Origin of the sequence: Shewanella sp. Actino-trap-3 (assembly GCF_002836275.1) — a bacterium.
Taxonomy (GTDB): Bacteria; Pseudomonadota; Gammaproteobacteria; order Enterobacterales; family Shewanellaceae; genus Shewanella; species Shewanella psychromarinicola.
On sequence record NZ_PJCE01000001.1, the window covers coordinates 1,710,667 to 1,729,263 of the forward strand.

Here is an 18,597-nt window from a genome sequence, read left to right on the forward strand (position 1 = left end):
ATGAGTTAGCCCCGTATTCTACCCATAAACCCAAGTTCAGGTTATTTAATGATACTACAGCAAGTTATCGCACTATTTTTCACCATGCTCATTTTAGCGATTGTCCCGGGTCCGGCAGTTTTTGCGGTGGTGTCGCGCTCATTCTCAAATGGGTTTACACATGGGGCTGCGATGACCTTTGGGGTGCTGCTCGGAGATTTTCTGTATATCCTGTTAGCACTGTTTGGTTTATCGACGATTGCTCACGCTATGGGGCCAGCGTTCGAGCTAATAAAATACGCCAGTGCGCTGTATTTATGCTGGCTTGGGGTCAGCATGTTGCGCACTACAGCAAACGGCGTGCAATTAGCCGCCGCGCCGAAAGTCAATCTGGCCAAAAATTTATTAACCGGTATTATAATCGCCTTAGGCAACCCTAAAGCATTGATATTTTATGTCAGTTTTTTCCCTGCTTTTGTGCCGATGAACCAAGTAGACTTTACCGATGTCATTATCATACTAACCATTGCAACCCTCTCTTTTGGTTCAGTTAATCTCATTTATGCTTATTTGGCAACAAGTGCAAAGCTCATATTTACCTCACCCAACGCTGTAATGATAATGAATAGAACTGCAGGCAGTATTATGCTGATAGCAGGCATATTAGTTGCTATAACAATATAGGATATTGCGATGACCGCGTTACGCTTTGCCCCATTGACGTTAATCAATGGATTAACCTTAAAAAACCGTGTTGTGGTGCCACCAATGGCATCGCAAACCGCAGACAATAATGGCTTGGCCACCGAGCAAACCCTAACTCATTATCAAAACCTAGCCCAATCGGGTGCTGGGCTGGTGATGGTTGAATACAGCCACGTGAATCTTGCTGGTCGCAGTGAATCGAATCAATTAGGCGCTCATGATGATGCCTGCATTGCGGGACTTAGCCTCATAGCTAGCGTGTTACACCATGCAGGCGCGACAACAGGTCTACAAATTACCCATTGTGGCGGTAAAGACAGTGCAGGAATTAGCTCAGATGTGATGGGCCCTTCAGGCATTATAGTGCCAGCCTATGACCGCGTATTGCCGACACCAAGAGCCATGACACTCGATGACATAGCACAATGGCAGCAAGACTTTGTGAGTGCCGCTATTCGTGCCGATAAAGCGGGTTTTGATTTAGTCGAAATTCATTGTGCCCATGGCTACGGCATTAATCAGTGGTTATCGCCATTGACCAATCAACGCGATGATCAATATGGTGGTAGCCTTGAAAACCGAACTCGAATTTTGCTAGAAATTGTCCGCGCAATAAAACAAGCCACGCCAAGATTGGCTGTGATGACGCGGATCCCTGGTCAAGATGGCTATCCAGGTGGATTATCCCATATGGATATGGGTCAAGTCGCTCAGTGGTTAGTGGGTGCTGGGGTTGAAATTTTGAATGTATCATCGGGAATTGGTGGTTGGAATCGGCCTAAAGATAAACGTGGCGAAGGTTTTTTAGTTGACGATGCAGCGCCGCTTAAAGGCAAAACCTCTGCTGCCGTCATTGGCGTAGGCGGTATTGAAACGGTTGATTATATTGAGACCATACTCGCCACAAAACAAGTTGATCTTGTTGCCGTTGGTCGCGCTATTTTGGCCGGACCCGGTGAATTTGCCGCGCGGGTGATGGTTACCGAATTAGCCTTGAGTTAACGCGAAAGACGATTAATCTTTAATGAGATCAGCATCGACATTACTGCCGGCGACACTGTCGGCATTAATATTAATAATCCCCTTAAAAATCAGCGGGTAGCGTCTCACTCGCAGCGCAATATCATCATCACTCATCACTTGGCGATACAAGAGTTCGATGTCGTTATCGTCTTCAAACACCAACAATAAACGATCAATTGCCGTGTGCAGACCTTTTTTCAGATATGGCTGTGCTTGAAACTGAGCAATATTGTGCCTAACAATGGCTATCTTTTCAGGGTGAAGGCGAAGCTCGGCAAACACTTGCTCAAAATACGTCATATGCTGAGCAGGTGTTGTGTGATTTGAGCGCCGTTGTCTCGGCGCTGATGAGCCTCGCTTAAAGTATACTGGCGGCAATAGCGTTACCTCATCAAGCCTAAAACTTATACAATTAGAATAGACTCAATAGCAGCAAACTAGCTTAATAGAGCCATTAAATCGTCGGCATTACCTTGCCATGGACCTTGAGTGCCATCGGATAAAATACTGTCAGCTAAACCTTGTTTGTGTTGCTGCATTTCCTGGATTTTTTCTTCCACTGTGCCTTGGGCAATCAGTTTATAAACAAACACCGGATTTACCTGACCAATACGATGAGCGCGATCGGTGGCTTGTCTTTCAGCAGCGGGGTTCCACCAAGGATCGAAGTGGATCACGGTATCGGCAGCGGTTAAATTCAACCCGGTTCCGCCGGCTTTTAAACTGATCAAAAACACCGTGTTATCACCCTCTTGAAATGCATCAATTTGGGTTTGGCGATCACGAGTTTGGCCGGTCAACTTGCTATAACTAATGGACAATCGTTTTAACTCATCTTCAATGAGCGCTAACATGCCGGTAAATTGGCTGAAGATAAGAATTTTACGACCCTCTTCAATCATTTCTGGCAGGGTTTGTATTAACCACGTCATTTTAGCGTTATCTTTGACTTGTTGTGCTTGCTCAAGTTTAACTAAACGGGGATCGCAGCAGGCCTGACGTAACTTCAGCAAAGCATCTAAAAACTCAATATGACTGCTTGATACGCCTTTTTTGGCAAACAACTCACGCAGCTTTTTCTCCATCACTAAGCGGATAGACTCGTACAAATTACGTTGGTCTTTTTCGAGTTCCAAGGTTTGAATTATCACGGTTTTTTCGGGTAATTCTGACACCACTTCTTTTTTTGTACGGCGCAGCATAAACGGCGCAATACGTTTACTCAGGAGCACTGATTTCTCGACATCGGCTTGCTTTTCAATCGGGCCACGGAACTGTTTATTAAAGTAGGTGTGCTGCCCTAATAAGCCTGGCAGACAAAAATCCATCAATGACTTCAATTCGCCTAAATGGTTTTCAAGCGGCGTGCCAGACAAACACAAACGGAAGCGGCCTCTAAGGGTTTTAATGACTTGGCTGACTTTGGCTTGAGCATTTTTAATCTGTTGTGCTTCGTCCAAAATAATATGGTCGAACACATATTCACTGTAAATAGATTCATCACGCAGCATTAATGGATACGTAGTTACCACCACATCAAACTCGCTAATCTGATCTAATAATGGCTGGCGTTTGTTACCGTGGATCACCACCACATTCAACGACGGAGCAAATTTATTGGCTTCTTTTAACCAGTTGCCCACTAAGCTAGTGGGACAAACAATTAAACTGGTGCGATGCTCGGTGGCCTCTTGCTTAGCTTTAAGTAAAAAAGCCAAAGCTTGAACCGTTTTGCCTAAGCCCATGTCATCGGCCAAAATACCACCTAATTGATATTCTTTAAGAAAACACAACCAATCATAACCCTGCTTTTGATAATCACGTAACGTCGCATTTAAGCCATCGGGTAACGCAATCGGGATCACCCCTTTAAACTCTGCCAGTTTAGTGGCTAAATTGCGCACTCGCTCGCCATTAAGTAACCGTACATCGCTGGCCGATAAATCATTCAAAATATGGGCACGGTTACGTGGTATCGCGATAACATCTCCAGAATTTCGATGAAATAGTTCTTGGATAATGCTGATCAGTGGCTTAATGGTTTTGGCTTTGATTTTAATAAATCCGCCATTCGGGCCGGGTAAAATTAATTCATCATCATCGGCTGGCTCACCATTTTGTTGTAACCAACGAGCCACTAAGGCCAATAACGGCACACTTTGACCATCGATATCGGCGCTGAGTGATAATGAAAACCACCCTGACTCATCATCGTCGACTAAGTCGACATCTAACTGCGCATCGGTGATTTGTAAGTCAAAGTCATCATCAAACTGAATGTCCATGCCTAATGCACTTAATGCATCAAAACCATCACTGGTTAACTCAGACCATTCGAAGATTGACTCAGGTAGTAAGCCAACACTGACATAATAGGGTTGCTGTGAACTGGCCAGCACAGGATCAGGTTCAAGGGTAATCAAGCCAATATCAGTTAATGACTGCAGCGCGGTTAACTCTTGATCTACATGCCGATGTACTTGATATTGCACCTGATTTTTTTTAACTAGACTAATACGTTCAGGTTTAGTTGAGGCATTAAAGATTATGTCACCGTAACAATGATCAACCCGAATAACCGGTTGCATAATCTGACTACTGCTAAAAAACTCACGAGTAAAGGTTAAGCGAGTATTCAGAGGTTCAGTAATCTCACAAAAATCAATTTCACTTGGCACTGGCACCGTTTTAGGTGAAAAGTGCTGTAGCATTTTATGGCTAATGGCATCCACTTGAGCAAGAGGAACTGGCGGCATATGTTGCAGCAAACTCAACTTTTTAATCGGTAAATCAGTGTCAATTTTGCCTAAGCGCAGATAGTCTAATTCAACATACAATGGCGGCTCGGTAGCAATAAATTCCCAGTTATCCAACCCAGGCATGCGCATTTGCATTTGGGTGTGTTTTTTATCAAGTTCGCACCAAATAAACTCTGGTGTAATGGATTTAGCCCACGTCAATGGAGTACGATTTTCCTCCCAAAAACACACTTCGGCAGCGAGCATTTTCGTGACAGCTAAAAATGAAATTTCGCCTTCGATGTAAATTTTAGAACCATGGTTATTTGACGACAACAACAAACTAATAATTTGTTTATCTTCAGGATCAATCCACCAGGGAATACTATAACGGATATCGGTCAGAGCCAGCTTACCGCCTTTATTATATTGACCTTTTTTATTTAATTTACTGCGTTTAAATTCAACAAAAATACCGTGAGGATCACTGGACAGCACATAGATAATGCGGTCTTTGTCTTCTTGATCGTCATCATCAAACTCAGCAACGGTTTTTTGCTCGTCAAGTTGGCGCAACCATTGGTTAATACGTTGCTCTTCAACCGGTTTTTTATCAACCAGTGCCAGCATCGCCGCGGCAACATGTTTACAGTTGGTTCTGACAGGACAAGTACAATGAGATCGCATCACAATCTTGTGATTAACATTCACAAGGGTAATTTCTTGCCGATACGGTTCTGCAGCAGATCCTTCAACATAAGCTTCAATGTCATGGTTATCACTGCTAGCAGTCACTTCTAGCACTCGGCCTTGGATCAAATAGTTTTGAGCTTTTTGAATTTGCGTGGCCGAAAACAGTTTCGCAATCATCTCTAATGAAAGCTTAATGGGGAGATTAAACAGTTTCGCCGACATCAATATACCTAATAAAACCGCAGCAAAATAAACCGTGGCTGCTGATAAAAAAGTTAACTTGTCATTCTATGGGAGAAAGCGCGCAATATCTAGGGTTTGCTGAACTATTGAACATAAATCTTGCTCAAATTGATTATATTATTGCAATTGCGCAGCTAAGGCTTCGCCAAAGCACAACAAAGGTTGAAAAGTGCTTTTGATACGAGATTAAACAGAAAAAAGTTTACCCTTATCAGATGAGTGTCATCCATAGGGGACTATGGTCATCACTATCATTAATAGAAAAGGCGAGAGTACAAACAAAATTTTTGAGCGAGATAATTGTTGTCTTAACTGCTCCAAAGCGGGATCTTGCAGCAACAACACGTTACCGGAATGAAAAGACTCCATCAGCTGAATTTGAGTGTCCTTGTGCACTGGGTCCATTTTGCTGCTCATTTGATCACAATGTGCATACTCTTCAGGATAGTGATGTTGAATATATTGGCAAATATTTTGGGTAATAACATTCAATTTATATACAAAAAAACTCATTATTATCAATGATAAAATAACCCAAGTAATCACAATCATTATGACGCCTCTGTTTGTACATCGTAATAAGTTCAACAATCTCATTGGATCAATCATGCGAAAAAAGTAGATCTCGTTTGAAGGTGGCTATAAAAATTCATGCCACCTAAAAACGTTCAACGGACCATTGTATGGCCATAATGCCGATCGCAACCGATCCAAGCTGCATGCCCCAGTTTCTATACCAGAGTGAGTGGCGAACAAATATTAACAAGGGCAGCACCACAGCCAAAATGGCCAACTGACCTATTTCTACACCGACATTAAAGGCTAAAATCGCTAATAGTTTTTGATTTTCAGGCAGCCCAAGTTCTCCTAATACTCCAGCAAACCCCATGCCGTGCAATAAGCCAAAAACAAACGTTATCCACCCTAAGCGCAATACTATTGGCCAAACATTATTTAGTGCCGCAAATAGCACTGATAATGCAATGCCAAGTTCAACCCAATGGCTACTAAAATTCAATATACCCAGTGCAGTCGCCGTCAATGTGACCGAATGGGCTAAGGTAAAGGCAGTGATAATCCATGCGGTGTCTTTAAATATTTGCTTTGGATTATCAATAGAATGCCATTCTCGCTGTTCACGGACCAATACGCAAGTTAACAATAACGCCAGTAAAAATAAAACATGATCCGTGCCTTTCCAGATATGAATAACGCCTTGATAAACATATTCAGCAAAGGTATCACTGGCCTGACTTTCGCCTAAGTTAATCAATATTATTGGATTAACCTTGCTGATCACTCGAGCGTATTGATGATCGGGCGCCCCAATGGTGGTGATAACGTTATGATCGGTATCTATGTTAAAAAAAGCTAGATAATTAATGGTTAACACACCAAGGCTATCGCACTCAGCCTGAAATGATCCCAGCAGATAGTCTTCGCTAGCGTGCTGAACAATTTGTTGCATTGGATCAAAGCTAAGCGGGCAATCTTGTTGTCGACTGATAGCTAAAGATGATTGTAAATAATCAATTATCGCCACCTGATGAGCTTGTAGCTCTGCCAAAGTGAGTTCACCATCTTGATTATCATCAAGAGGGACAACTTGGTTAATGTCAAACAAACGTACTTGCCAAGCACCCTTAATTTGCCCTTGCTTATCCAAGTCGACAGACAAATAACTGGTGCTCATTTGATGGGCTAAACAGCCATAACTGAGCAGCAACAATAACAATAATAAACAGCCTTTAAACACCAAAAAAAATCGGGTGAATACCTTCACTACTTTATCCTTAACTTACTACATTGTTGACAGAGAGATTGCGACTGACTGGTAGTCACTTTTTAGCATTTTTAGTGCGACTCAACAATGCCTTAGCCTGCTCTAAACGTATTATCTTATTGACTTGACGTGCTACCTGCCAGTTTATTTTGGCCAAGTAAAGTAATTTTTTGGGCTGTACATCAACCTTTAGATACTATGTTGTCTGCTCAAATGCCAGGTGTTTTGTGCTATCACTAGGCACAGCAACTAGCACATTGGAGCCACTTAGACAAAGTGAGCGACTCATACGCCACTGAGTGTCGAACAGCGGGTGTTCTCGATGAATATGATAAAAAAACACCATTACATTGAAGTATGGTGTTTATCTCTATCGTACTGCAGGTAAAACCAATGAATAGCTAACCTCAACTCGCTATAAGTGATGGGGTAAATCGACAACAATAAATTGATCCAAATCTGCAATATCAAACTTGCTATTTGTTTTGCTAACAAGGCGTATTCAGGTAGTGAGTCGCTGCGTCAATAGCGGGTCTACTGTCAGTCAAGCAAGTCAATGCAACACAGTCAGCAGGACCGTTAGCAGGACAAAGGATTACTTGATAACCACTTATTATCCCAAGATGAGGTTAGCTATCCCTGTAGCAAATACTCTTCGGCTTTTTCGATACTGCGTGGTTTACCCACCAGCATTAAAATATCGTTACGCCTTATTATCCAATCCGGTGGTGGAGGATCGATCTCCTCCCCTTTACGCCGCACAGCACGAAGTTCAACATCCAAGGCTTGCCATGGAATATCGGCAACGGTTTTACCGACCGCACTGGCTCCAGATGCCAGCGACACGGCATGGAGTAAATCCAAGGTGAAATCGGTTTCTGTGCCCGAAAAGAAACCGTGTAAATATTGATAATGGTTACGACGCTCAGATTCTAAGCGTTTAATTATTCGCGGTAATGGTACGCCACATTTGTACAGCACCTGTGAAACCAGCATCAAACTTCCTTCAAGTGACTCTGGGATAACTTGGGTTGCACCAGCTTCTTTAAGCTCATGTAAGTTTGCATCATCGCGAGTGCGCACCAATATTTTTACATCGGGAGCAAGCTTACGCGCCACCGCTAAACACTCTTCAGACTGCCTTGGCTCACAAAATGTCACCACCACTAAACTGGCTTGGCGTATGCCTATTTTTTTCAATAGTGCCATTTTGCAGGCATCACCAAAATGAATATTTTCACCTGCCGCTCTGGCTTCAGAGACCCGGGTGGGATCTAAATCAAGCACCATGTAAGGCACCGCTTCAGTTTTCAAAAAGCGGGCAATCGTTTGTCCTACGCGGCCATAACCTAAAATCAGTACCACATCACTTTCATCAGAATGAGGCAATACAATCTCTATCGGATCTTGTTTAGATGGCTGCTTATTACCGCTGACCTTTTTGGCAATATCAACGCTATGGCGGATCAGCCAAGGCGCCATCGACATAGAGATCACCGCCACGGCCACTAACACAGTGCTCACTTCAGTGTCGAGCAATTGATAATTTACCGCCAATGCCAGTAACACAAAACTAAACTCACCGACTTGACCTAAACTAATAGCGGTACTAAGGGCAATTTTAACATTTTCACCCACTAGCCTTAGTAATCCATAGATAATCAATATTTTGGTCAACACCACACCGACCAAAATCAATATGACTTGCCACCAATATTGCATCACCAGATTGAAATCCAGCAGCATGCCGATAGAGATAAAAAATAAACCCATTAATAAATCACGAAATGGCCTAATGTCGGCTTCTAACTGGCGTCGATATTGGCTTTCGCCAAGTAACATACCTGCAATAAACGCCCCTAATGCCATCGATAATCCAAGCCATTGCGTAAAAGCACCTGTCACCAAGGCCACAACTAAGGTTGATAACACAAATAACTCATTTGAACGTGAGCGTGCCACTTCGTCAAAAATTCGTGGCAATATCCATTTACCGAATGACATCAAGCCTAAAAAGGCCAAAATACCGGTGAGCAATCCCCATGCGATACTATTGAAGCTCATTTTGGTACCGCCATTGGCTAATAACGGCATTAAAATCAATAGAGGCACCACAGCTAAGTCTTGAAATAACAACACGCTGACCGACAGCTCGCCGTGCCTGCGCCTTAACCAGTTTTGTTCATTAAGCAACTTCAACACAATGGCCGTTGACGACAAGGCAATGGCAGAGCCAATGACTACCGCTGCCACTAAGTTTTGCCCAACTAACATGGCAATACCGCCCGCAACAAAAGCCGTTACCAGCATTTGGGTACTACCCAAACCAAAAACCGTTCGGCGCATCGCCCACAACCTAGGGACAGAAAACTCCAGTCCAAGAGTGAACATGAGTAGCACCACGCCTAACTCTGCTACGGACTGCATTTGTAACTGAGTAAACCAATGAAAACCACTGGGACCACTGACCACTCCCGTTAGCAAATAAGCTAAAATGGCGGGTAAACCCAGTCGACGTAACAATGCAATCGCCACAATCGCAATCACAAGCATCGACAAAATATGGATAAAAATGCTGTGTTCCATTCTGGCTTTGGCTCCTCGTCAAAAAACTGTCGAAAGGGGGTTGAACATTTTGTTAGCCCTACAATAAAACAACAACCAACTAATAACTATAGAAAAATTTTCATAGGCACGATTATTGCTAACAATACAGTAATTAGTTGTAACGTACTGGAAGAAATACAATGGATTTTTCAATAGCAACAGAATTATATCCTGATGATTACTGGTACCGTTCAGACGCTTACTTGAATATAGAGCCTGAGTTAGACCTTGTTCAAGTGATTCAACAACTACATGGAAGTTTAGATCCTCGGACAGTTTTTGCCTGTTTTGGCAAGATCCTAGGACAATATTTGCCGGTTAAAGGACTGCAGTTGATCCTAGATAAACAAAAATTTGTTTGGGGACGTCACTACGGTATTGAATTGAAACGTACTATCAACGATAACCAAGATACCTTTACTATAGCGTATCAATTGTCTGCGCCACTGAGTTCGTCGCAAAAGAAAACCTTGGGACAACTAGAGAGTATATTAATTCAACCGTTGAATAATGCGTTGAAGTATCAAAACATGTCTAATCAAGCCATGTTTGACGCACTAACAGACCTAGGTAATCGTTATTATTATCGCCAAGCTATCGACATCGCATTAGCACGAGCTAATCGCCAACAAGGTAAAGTGTCATTAATTGTATTAGATTTAGATAAATTTAAACAACTTAACGATGCATATGGCCATAAAGTGGGTGACTACGTATTAGTGGGTTTTGCTGCGTTAATTAATCAAGCCATTCGTAATACTGACCAAGCCTTTAGAATTGGCGGTGACGAATTTGTGATTATTACCCAAGGGGATGTTAATGCGGCGGCAATAGTATGCCAACGTATTATTGATATGATGCCGAAACATTCTGAGCTCACCGAATATAACATTCAGTGCAGTTTAGGCATTGCGGAGTCGTTACCGCAGCAACATGCGGAAAATATATATGAGCGCGCCGATAAAGCCATGTATTGCGCAAAAGGCGCTGGTAGAAACTGCTTCCGAATTAGCGCTAATTAGCGCTACCTTATTTCCACGCCATACTGACAACTAATTGCCTAAAAAAAAGCCCTTCTTTAGGGGCTTCTTGGTTGATCTCTTTATCTTAATGACATCCCTCGAAGCTGAATACGCCTTAAAAACTCCGTCATCACCCGATCGTAAACTAAATCACCTAAAAACAAATCCTCTACCCCATGATCAATACTGGGATTGTCGTTCACTTCAATCACATAAGCTTTACCGTCAATTTCTTTTAAATCGACGCCATACAATCCCGCACCAATTAAATTAGACGCTTTGACTGCTGCATCGACAATATTTTGCGGTACCATTTTTAAATCGATACAGTCAAAGTCACCACTGCTGACACGGCCACTCTGATGATGTTGATATATCTGCCAATGACCGCGGCTCATAAAATAACGACACGCGTAAATAGGTTGACGATTTAACACGCCGATGCGCCAATCATAATCGGTTGGCATAAACGCTTGCGCCAAAATAAGCGCGCTGTGCTCAAAGATTATGGCAGCTTGTTCAAGCAAGGTTTCACGGTCGTTAACTTTGACCACCCCGAGCGAAAACGCACCATCGGGTACTTTAAGCACAATAGGCAATCCTATGGTGTTAATGACATTTTCTGCCCAGTTTTTATCTGATGCTTTAAAGATTAAACTTTTGGGTACAGGCACTTTATGTTTGTTTAATAGCTCAGTTAAAAACACCTTATTAGTACACTTCATAATGGATTCAGGGTCGTCCATTACCACTAGCCCGAGCTGCTCTGCCGCCTTAGCAAACCGGTATGTAAAATTACTGATATTAGTGGTTGAGCGGATAAATAAGCCATCAAACTCGCTTAGCCGAGCGAGATCATGAGAACCAATTTGGACTAAATCCATACCAATACGATTAGCCGACTTAGTAAATAGTTTCAGTGCCGCTTTATCTGATGGCGGCATTTTCTCATGTTCATCCACCAACATGGCAATTTCGTAACGATAGCGTTTTGACGGTTTCGGTAAACGCCACACTTTTTGTGAAAACACTTCGAGGTACTTAGCAAATAAATCTTGTTCGGGCTCGGTTAAATCTTGAAATGCAGCAGGCTCAATTGCATCCACTTGCCATTTACCCGCCATTTTTAATAAACGTACTTGTAATACGGGAACGGTAAAACGTTCAAAAATTTTACGGGCAAGCTTATCAAGTGATGGATTATCGCAATAGCCAAAATACAGCTTCATGGTGATTTCGTTCAGCGTATCTGACAGTTTATCTAAACCGACTTGCGGTAAACTAAAAAAACGGTCCTGAGATAAATCATTAATGGTCATTACCCTAGGGATCACTCTGTGACCGCGAGCTTCAGCCATTAGCGAGCAGTAATAGCCCGTGCTTAAATAATCATAACTGCGGCACAAGTTAATCACTTGCATGGCACTCTTATCTGAAAATGCCCCCATTTCTAAATAATCATGAACCGTGACCATATTGTCACTGGGTAAATAGGGACGCCAATCATTAACATCGTCGGTGACAATTAAAAACTGAGCCATAAATATCTATTGCCTCTTGTGCGGTTTAGCGCGAAAATTAACCCACTATCATGTTTGCCAACTCGAGCCGACTCATGCTGCTTCGTCAAGCTGTCCCCAGCGATTTACCCCAACTTAACCATATCGAACACAATGCTTTTAGCGGCGATAAAATCAGTTCTCGGCAGATGAAACGCTTTGTTAATTCGCCACTAGACAGCTTATTAGTGGCCGACATAGACGGCACACTTGCAGGCTATGCACTAGTGTTGTTTCATCGTGGCACGCGACTAGCTCGACTTTATTCTATTGCCGTTACTGCCGAGTTTAGAGGCCGCAACATTGCCTTTGAGCTGGTCACACAATGTGAACACACTGTCATCGAGCGAGGCTTCATTACATTACGCCTAGAAGTGCGAAACGACAATATAGCGGCCAAAAATCTTTATCTGAAAATGGGCTATAAGGTGCTAAAAACCTTAGTGCATTATTATGACGACTTAGCTGATGGTGTGCGCATGCACAAACGCTTAGACCCACCAGGGCCAAGCAAAGTTATCAAAATTCCTTTGTACGTACAAACCACGCCATTTACTTGTGGCGCGGCTTGTTTAATGATGGCCATGAGTGCCGTAAAGCCACAATATCTCCCTAGTCGAGTTGATGAGCTGAGCATCTGGCGCGAAGCCACGACTATTTTCATGACCAGCGGTCATGGCGGTTGCAGTGTTCATGGTTTAGCCTTGGCGGCCATTAAACGCGGATTACAGATTGAGATGTACAGCCAATCAACGTCGGTACCGTTTATTGATAGTGTTCGTGACAGTAATAAAAAAGCCGTTATCACCATTGTGCATGACGACTTTTGTCAGCAATTGTCAGAGCAAGACATTGAAATACATGACGCATCGCCGACACTGGCACAACTTCGCCACTGGATAGACAGCGGCTATGGGGTGTTATTAATGATAAGTACTTATCGATTCAATGGTGAAAAAGGCCCTCACTGGGTGGTATTGAGCGGCTATAACGAGCAGTTTATGTTTATCCATGACCCGTTTGTTGAAGCGCAAAAAGACGCCATTAATGCGGCTTATGTACCGATTAGTCAATCTGAGCTGGCGCAGGTGATGCAGTATGGCAAACAGAAACAAGTGTCGTGTTTAGTGGTGAAGTCCGCATCCTAGCGCTGTGATTTATAGCCTGCGGCCACTAACGGCATGGCACTTCGCCCACACCAGACCAAGAGGAAACTAACGCCAGTTCCCTCTTTACTCTTGATAAAAAAATTAGCCACGATAAGTCGCCCGGCTACATTTTTCAAAGCCATATTCACAATCATAGCGAAAAGGTCGCCATAGGGATTAATCCAGCATTTGACTGCAAATTTAGACGGCTTTGGCTTATCTTATTATAAAGCCTGAAAGTCTTAGAGCATACGGGGGCATGAAATGTTGTAAAATGAGCGGTAAATACCATTTATCGAGATTATCCAAACCAACTAATCGTGAATGTATTGATAATATTTAAGATGGCTTTGACTTGCCACAACAGATAAAATGCAAATACATTAAAAAATAATACAATTAAATCAATAACATATTTAGTTAATGACGATGTTAACAATAACTTAAGTGGTCGACTTTATCGGGCTTAGTTCAATAATCTGATAAACTAAGCCGTGGCGTATAGCCAAAAGAAGCTTCAATAGAATTTACCCCTCATTGGATCCGCTAGACTCAAAGATGTATGATAGCAATATATGATGAAAAGGAATTTCAATGAAAAACCGACCCACTACACGATATCTATTGATCCAAATCTGTTCTGTAGCCCAGATCCAGCATCAAAAAACGCCAGTTTCCCATTGCATAAGCCATAAAGCAGACCCATTAATTTAGACTAGGCGTCGGTCAAGTCCAACAAGCGATTTGTGCCTTGCAAACAGCACAAATACTACAACGTTATACCTAAGGATAATTTGTGAATAATAATCAATTTTCTGACAGTTGTTACCTTTGTCATTCGGATTCAAATTACATGAAAACGGACCATGAAAACAAACGGCATTATTTATGCTCAAATGAAAACTGTGGTGAGTATGAAATCTCGTTAAGTGCGATGGAGAACTTAATTGATAATAATGATTTTAAATCTCAATTATTACCATTAGCTAAAAGGTGTAAAGGTACAGACCGTTTATTAGAAATCACCGTACGTGGTTCAGCTATAGAAGCAAAAACCAAATCGAGAGCTGAGGATGTCATTTAGGGGGGAGTTATTATTCAGGATAAGTGGGGGCTGAGCAGTGGGGGCAGTGTAAACTGTATTTTTCGCCCTTAATCTGACAGCAAAAAAACCTCATTTTCGCCATATTGACAGAAAATAACGACATTTCCCCTGCTGTTACTGACCGCGTTAGTAACGACCAGATTGGCATGCTTTGGCTAATGCAAATCGTCATTTAAAGCGCTTTAGAGCTAACACCTTGGAGTCCAAAGACAAGAGATAAAATGCTCTAAATTTATTGTCCTATAGCATCATTAACTGACGCTTTGGACTGTTCAAATAATAGATTTAATGACTCAAAAAAGGAGGCTTTCGCCTCCTCTTTTTATCAAATAATATTGCGACTATTTACCGTCTTGAGCGCGACGTTTTTTAAAGTCTGACTCTTCGAGCCATTTTGGCCAGTCATTGTTATTGGCTAGCTGTGCAATAATATCACTTATTAAGGCTAAGTCTTGCTCAACCCCACCCAGATCCCAATTGGCATCATAGTCGTCAGCAGCTTGATGGTATTTATGGGCAATATAATCTGGATCGGTATCGCCTAAACTCATAAACATCAACCCAGGCACACCCTGCTGAGCTAAGGCGAAGTGATCTGAACGAAACATCAAGCCATTTTGCGGCCGAGGATCGGCTTTAACCGTGCGACCTTGTGCTTTGGCAGCATTATCTAAATAGGTTTCTAACTGCGATACGCCTTGGCCATAGCGCAAAATATAATCCACACCTTTACCGACATTCATGCCATCAATGTTTAAAAACGCCACTAATTGCTTAGTTGGCACCGGCGGATTGGCAGCAAAGTATTGCGCGCCAATAAGACCGGTTTCTTCGGCGGTAAACGCAGCAAATAAAATAGACCGTTTTGGCGCTTTGCTTTGCTCTTTAAAATGACGAGCAAGTTGTAACACGCCTGCTACACCAGAGGCATTGTCGACCGCACCGTTATAAATGCGAGTCTGGCCATCTTGAACTGTTTTACCCAAGTGATCCCAATGCGCATGCATCACCAACCATTCATCGGCTTGGCTGGTGCCAGGTAATAGCCCTGCTACGTTATAGGATGTGGCTAATTCGATAGTATTTTTTACCGCTAAATTAGCGTTAAGCTTGAGCGGAATAGACTTAAATCCAGCTTTGGCTGCAGTCAGTTTTAGCTTATCAAAATCAAGCCCCGCGGCGTTAAACACTTTTTGGGCTACATTATGTTGAACCCAACCCATCACGCCAATATGTGATTGATTTTTATTATTATCGACTAATGTGAACTTGGTATTGGTATTGCTGTTTTCGACCACATTCCAACCGTAAGCGGCGGGTGCAGTTTCGTGGACAATAAATACCGCTTTAGCCCCCTGCCTTGCCGCTTCTTCGTATTTGTAAGTCCAACGACCATAATAGGTCATGGCATTACCTTTAAAAATGTCAGGATCTTGCGTAGCAAAACCAGGATCATTCACTAGCACAATGACGGTTTTGCCTTTTACATCAATGTTAGCGTAATCATTCCACTGATATTCAGGGGCATTAATGCCGTAACCAACAAACACCACGTCGCTATTATCTAACACAACTTGAGGCAAAACTTGCTCAGTGCGCGCGGTGAAATCAGTGCCATTATTAAAAACCAACTCACCAATGTTAAGCTGCATGGTTTGGTCAGCAGTAATTTTTGCCATCGGCACAGCTTGACGGTAACTATCACCAAAGCCCGGCTTAAGCCCCATGGCCTTGTATGCATGTTCTACATACTCCACCGTCAGCTTCTCACCATGTGACAAGGGCCCACGACCTTCAAATTTATCGCTGGCGAGGGTTTGCACATCTTGACGATAGGTTTTTTGATCAAATTGAAATGGCGCAGCATTCACGCTTGGCAACAAAAAAACACCAAACACGGCCAATAAACGAAAAGTATTCACGGACAACGTCCCCTGTTGAGTATTGAGAAAAATCATTGTAGCAGCAAAAAAGCACGCTGCGCTGATGGAAAAATGAAACAACGTCAAACAGTTGGTAACAAGAGATGACAGGCGGTAACAAGCGATGGCTGGCGATAAGAGCGACTAAGCGCCTAGAAGCTAGGGCGGACTGCGTCCTGCTAGAACGCTGCACTGCTATAAAAGCTTAACGGCAAATAGGTGATGGTAGGCGGCAGGCGAACGCTGCGCTCATGGAAACGGCGGCTAAGAACCTAGAAGCTAGAGCGGACTGCGTCCTGCTAGAGCGCTGCGCTGCTATAAAAGCTTAACGGCAAACTGATGGCTCGAGGGATGGTAGGCGGTGGCAAGCCATGGAAAGAGATGGCAAGCGATAACGAGCAATGGCTAAGAACCTAGTAGTTAGGGTGGACTGCGTCCTACAGTAAAATTGACTATGACAAACAGTCTTTACCGCCTTTACCTCGGGCTATCGCTTTTATAGTTTCTAGCAGCGAAGCGCTCTAGCGCCTAGCCGTTGTTATAGCCTTTACCTCTTGTTATCGCTTTTCATCGCCGTTATCTGGTTTTATCGCTCTTTATCGTTTTTTAGCGCTTTTTATCAAAAAACTAATACCTTGTTCACCGGTTTGCGCTACATAACGTTTATCTATCCATAAGCCGATGGCGGCGACTAACACTTCATCATAAAAAATCAGTGGGATTTGTTGGCGTCGCCAAGGTGGAATATTGCATTCTTGCCATAGCTTTTTTAACTCACGCGGTTTTTGACGTTGTGACGAGGCAAATTGCGGCTGGCACTTAATAGAGCCGACGCCGCCGTAGCGAAGGGTCACTTTGCTATTCGTTGGCGGCAAAACTAATAAAGGCTTATCAACCCTTGTTTGTTGGGTTAAATGATATTGATGCTGGCAGACATCCATCAGCATATCGGCCACATCGCCATTTAATAGGCTATTAAAATCAGCGCTGAGTTGGGTGGACGCTAATGGTTCAAGCTCACTATTGTTAAGCGCGTATGCCACGCCTGCAAACCGTTTAACTTGATAGTCGCCCCATTGGATCGACATATTGGCATCATCTTTTGCCGCTAGCAGTTGTGACAGTATCTGCTGTAATTGCGCTTGCGAAGGTAAACTGACGCCACAATGGATGAGATAACCGCGAAACAGTAATGCTTGCCATGCGCCACTTAATTGACCAAACCCAGTGAGCTTAAACCCAGTTGATTCGGTCATTAGTGCATTTGTATCGCTTGGCACTATTAGCCAGTCGGGTAAGCGATGACTCACTTCATCATCTATAACACCTTGCTGCTCAGCACATAATGCCGCACTTCTGGCTGCAGTAGCTGCAATACTGGGCCAGCGCTGCTTTAAGCGTGGAATAATATCGAGTCGTAAAAAGTTACGATCATAGCTGTCGTCTTGATTACTTTCATCTTCGATATGGATTAAACGGTATTGAAGTGCAAATTGCTCTATTTGATCACGGCTGATCTCTAATAACGGTCTGACTAACCAAGCTTGTTGGTATGCTTGTATCGCGCCCATTGCCGCCAACCCTTTTGGCCCTTGGCCGCGTTTTAACGCCAATAATAGGGTTTCGAGTTGATCGTCTTGGTGATGGGCGGTCAGTAAAATATCACCCGGATTGAGGTAGCGGTCAAAAGCGTGGTAACGGGCCTCGCGTGCTTGTGCTTCTAAGCTTTGTCTTGGGCCTTTATCAACCTTGACTCGCTCAATTTGCAGCGGTAATTGGTAATGCCCTGCTCGCGTTATACAGTGTTGTACCCAAGTGTCTGCATTGGCGCTGAGTCCATGATGCACATGAATAAGTAAGCAGGCTATGTGCGGGTATTTTTGCGCAAACGCACTGAGTCCATACGCTAATACTTCAGAATCAACCCCACCACTGTAAGCCAACACGACCTTAGGCGTATGTTCATGTTGCGATGCTGTCACGTGAACAAGCGGCATTAACGCTTGTTCAAGTAAATGGAGCAATTGTTCTACCGTCATTGGTTCTGAGGCCGAGGATTTTACGGTCATG

Annotated in this window: 13 protein-coding genes; 5 read left to right on the plus strand and 8 right to left on the minus strand. The window is 43.1% G+C overall.

Annotated elements, in window-relative coordinates:
• Positions 1–48 precede the first annotated feature (48 nt).
• Together CXF80_RS07295 and CXF80_RS07300 are read left to right on the plus strand one after the other, a co-directional pair.
• A complete protein-coding gene (locus CXF80_RS07295; protein WP_101032254.1) occupies positions 49–663 on the plus strand; it encodes a LysE family translocator in 615 nt (204 codons plus the stop codon).
• 9 nt (positions 664–672) lie between these two features.
• Positions 673–1,686, plus strand: a complete 1,014-nt coding sequence (locus tag CXF80_RS07300; protein WP_101032255.1) for an oxidoreductase — start codon at positions 673–675, stop codon at positions 1,684–1,686.
• A 12-nt stretch (positions 1,687–1,698) separates the two neighbouring features.
• On the opposite strand, the gene CXF80_RS07305 is transcribed toward CXF80_RS07300, so the two are convergent.
• The 5 genes from CXF80_RS07305 to CXF80_RS07325 all read right to left on the minus strand — a co-directional run bounded on the left by CXF80_RS07305 (position 1,699) and on the right by CXF80_RS07325 (position 9,750).
• Positions 1,699–2,085 carry a hypothetical protein gene (locus tag CXF80_RS07305; RefSeq protein WP_157822195.1) on the minus strand — a complete coding sequence of 129 codons (387 nt, stop codon included), beginning with the start codon at positions 2,083–2,085 and terminating at the stop codon, positions 1,699–1,701.
• 59 nt (positions 2,086–2,144) lie between these two features.
• Positions 2,145–5,360, minus strand: coding sequence for a DEAD/DEAH box helicase (locus CXF80_RS07310; protein ID WP_101032257.1), 3,216 nt, complete (start codon positions 5,358–5,360; stop codon positions 2,145–2,147).
• Between the two features lie 243 nt (positions 5,361–5,603).
• On the minus strand, positions 5,604–5,894 hold the full coding sequence (locus CXF80_RS07315) for a hypothetical protein (RefSeq protein ID WP_157822196.1): 291 nt from the start codon (positions 5,892–5,894) through the stop codon (positions 5,604–5,606).
• Between the two features lie 145 nt (positions 5,895–6,039).
• A complete protein-coding gene (locus CXF80_RS07320) occupies positions 6,040–7,164 on the minus strand; it encodes a HupE/UreJ family protein (RefSeq protein ID WP_101032259.1) in 1,125 nt (374 codons plus the stop codon).
• A gap of 633 nt (positions 7,165–7,797) precedes the next feature.
• Positions 7,798–9,750, minus strand: coding sequence for a monovalent cation:proton antiporter family protein (locus CXF80_RS07325; protein WP_101032260.1), 1,953 nt, complete (start codon positions 9,748–9,750; stop codon positions 7,798–7,800).
• 161 nt (positions 9,751–9,911) lie between these two features.
• On the opposite strand from CXF80_RS07325, the gene dgcS reads away from it, so the two are divergent.
• Complete coding sequence (gene dgcS, locus CXF80_RS07330; RefSeq protein WP_101032261.1) at positions 9,912–10,793, plus strand: diguanylate cyclase DgcS; 882 nt, start codon at positions 9,912–9,914, stop codon at positions 10,791–10,793.
• Between the two features lie 80 nt (positions 10,794–10,873).
• Here the strand turns inward: dgcS and CXF80_RS07335 are convergent, their stop codons facing one another.
• Positions 10,874–12,334 (minus strand): RimK family protein, encoded by a 1,461-nt coding sequence (locus CXF80_RS07335; RefSeq protein ID WP_101032262.1) that lies wholly within the window; start codon positions 12,332–12,334, stop codon positions 10,874–10,876.
• A gap of 74 nt (positions 12,335–12,408) precedes the next feature.
• Between CXF80_RS07335 and CXF80_RS07340 the strand changes: the two genes are divergently transcribed.
• Positions 12,409–13,500, plus strand: coding sequence for a GNAT family N-acetyltransferase/peptidase C39 family protein (locus CXF80_RS07340; protein ID WP_101032263.1), 1,092 nt, complete (start codon positions 12,409–12,411; stop codon positions 13,498–13,500).
• 796 nt (positions 13,501–14,296) lie between these two features.
• Positions 14,297–14,584, plus strand: coding sequence for a hypothetical protein (locus tag CXF80_RS07345; protein WP_101032264.1), 288 nt, complete (start codon positions 14,297–14,299; stop codon positions 14,582–14,584).
• A 362-nt stretch (positions 14,585–14,946) separates the two neighbouring features.
• On the opposite strand, the gene CXF80_RS07350 is transcribed toward CXF80_RS07345, so the two are convergent.
• Entirely contained in the window at positions 14,947–16,563 is a 1,617-nt protein-coding gene (locus CXF80_RS07350) for a M28 family metallopeptidase (RefSeq protein ID WP_101032265.1), read from the minus strand.
• Between the two features lie 560 nt (positions 16,564–17,123).
• Entirely contained in the window at positions 17,124–18,596 is a 1,473-nt protein-coding gene (tilS, locus tag CXF80_RS07355) for a tRNA lysidine(34) synthetase TilS (RefSeq protein WP_101032266.1), read from the minus strand.
• Between the last annotated feature and the right edge of the window lies 1 nt (position 18,597).

Coding starts and splice junctions, on each gene's coding strand:
- CXF80_RS07295 (WP_101032254.1), top strand. CDS start 49: ATGATACTACAGCAAGTTATCGCACTATTTTTCACCATGCTCATTTTA.
- CXF80_RS07300 (WP_101032255.1), top strand. CDS start 673: ATGACCGCGTTACGCTTTGCCCCATTGACGTTAATCAATGGATTAACC.
- CXF80_RS07310 (WP_101032257.1), bottom strand. CDS start 5,360: ATGTCGGCGAAACTGTTTAATCTCCCCATTAAGCTTTCATTAGAGATG.
- CXF80_RS07315 (WP_157822196.1), bottom strand. CDS start 5,894: ATGAGTTTTTTTGTATATAAATTGAATGTTATTACCCAAAATATTTGC.
- CXF80_RS07325 (WP_101032260.1), bottom strand. CDS start 9,750: ATGGAACACAGCATTTTTATCCATATTTTGTCGATGCTTGTGATTGCG.
- dgcS (WP_101032261.1), top strand. CDS start 9,912: ATGGATTTTTCAATAGCAACAGAATTATATCCTGATGATTACTGGTAC.
- CXF80_RS07335 (WP_101032262.1), bottom strand. CDS start 12,334: ATGGCTCAGTTTTTAATTGTCACCGACGATGTTAATGATTGGCGTCCC.
- CXF80_RS07340 (WP_101032263.1), top strand. CDS start 12,409: ATGCTGCTTCGTCAAGCTGTCCCCAGCGATTTACCCCAACTTAACCAT.
- CXF80_RS07350 (WP_101032265.1), bottom strand. CDS start 16,563: ATGATTTTTCTCAATACTCAACAGGGGACGTTGTCCGTGAATACTTTT.
- tilS (WP_101032266.1), bottom strand. CDS start 18,596: ATGACCGTAAAATCCTCGGCCTCAGAACCAATGACGGTAGAACAATTG.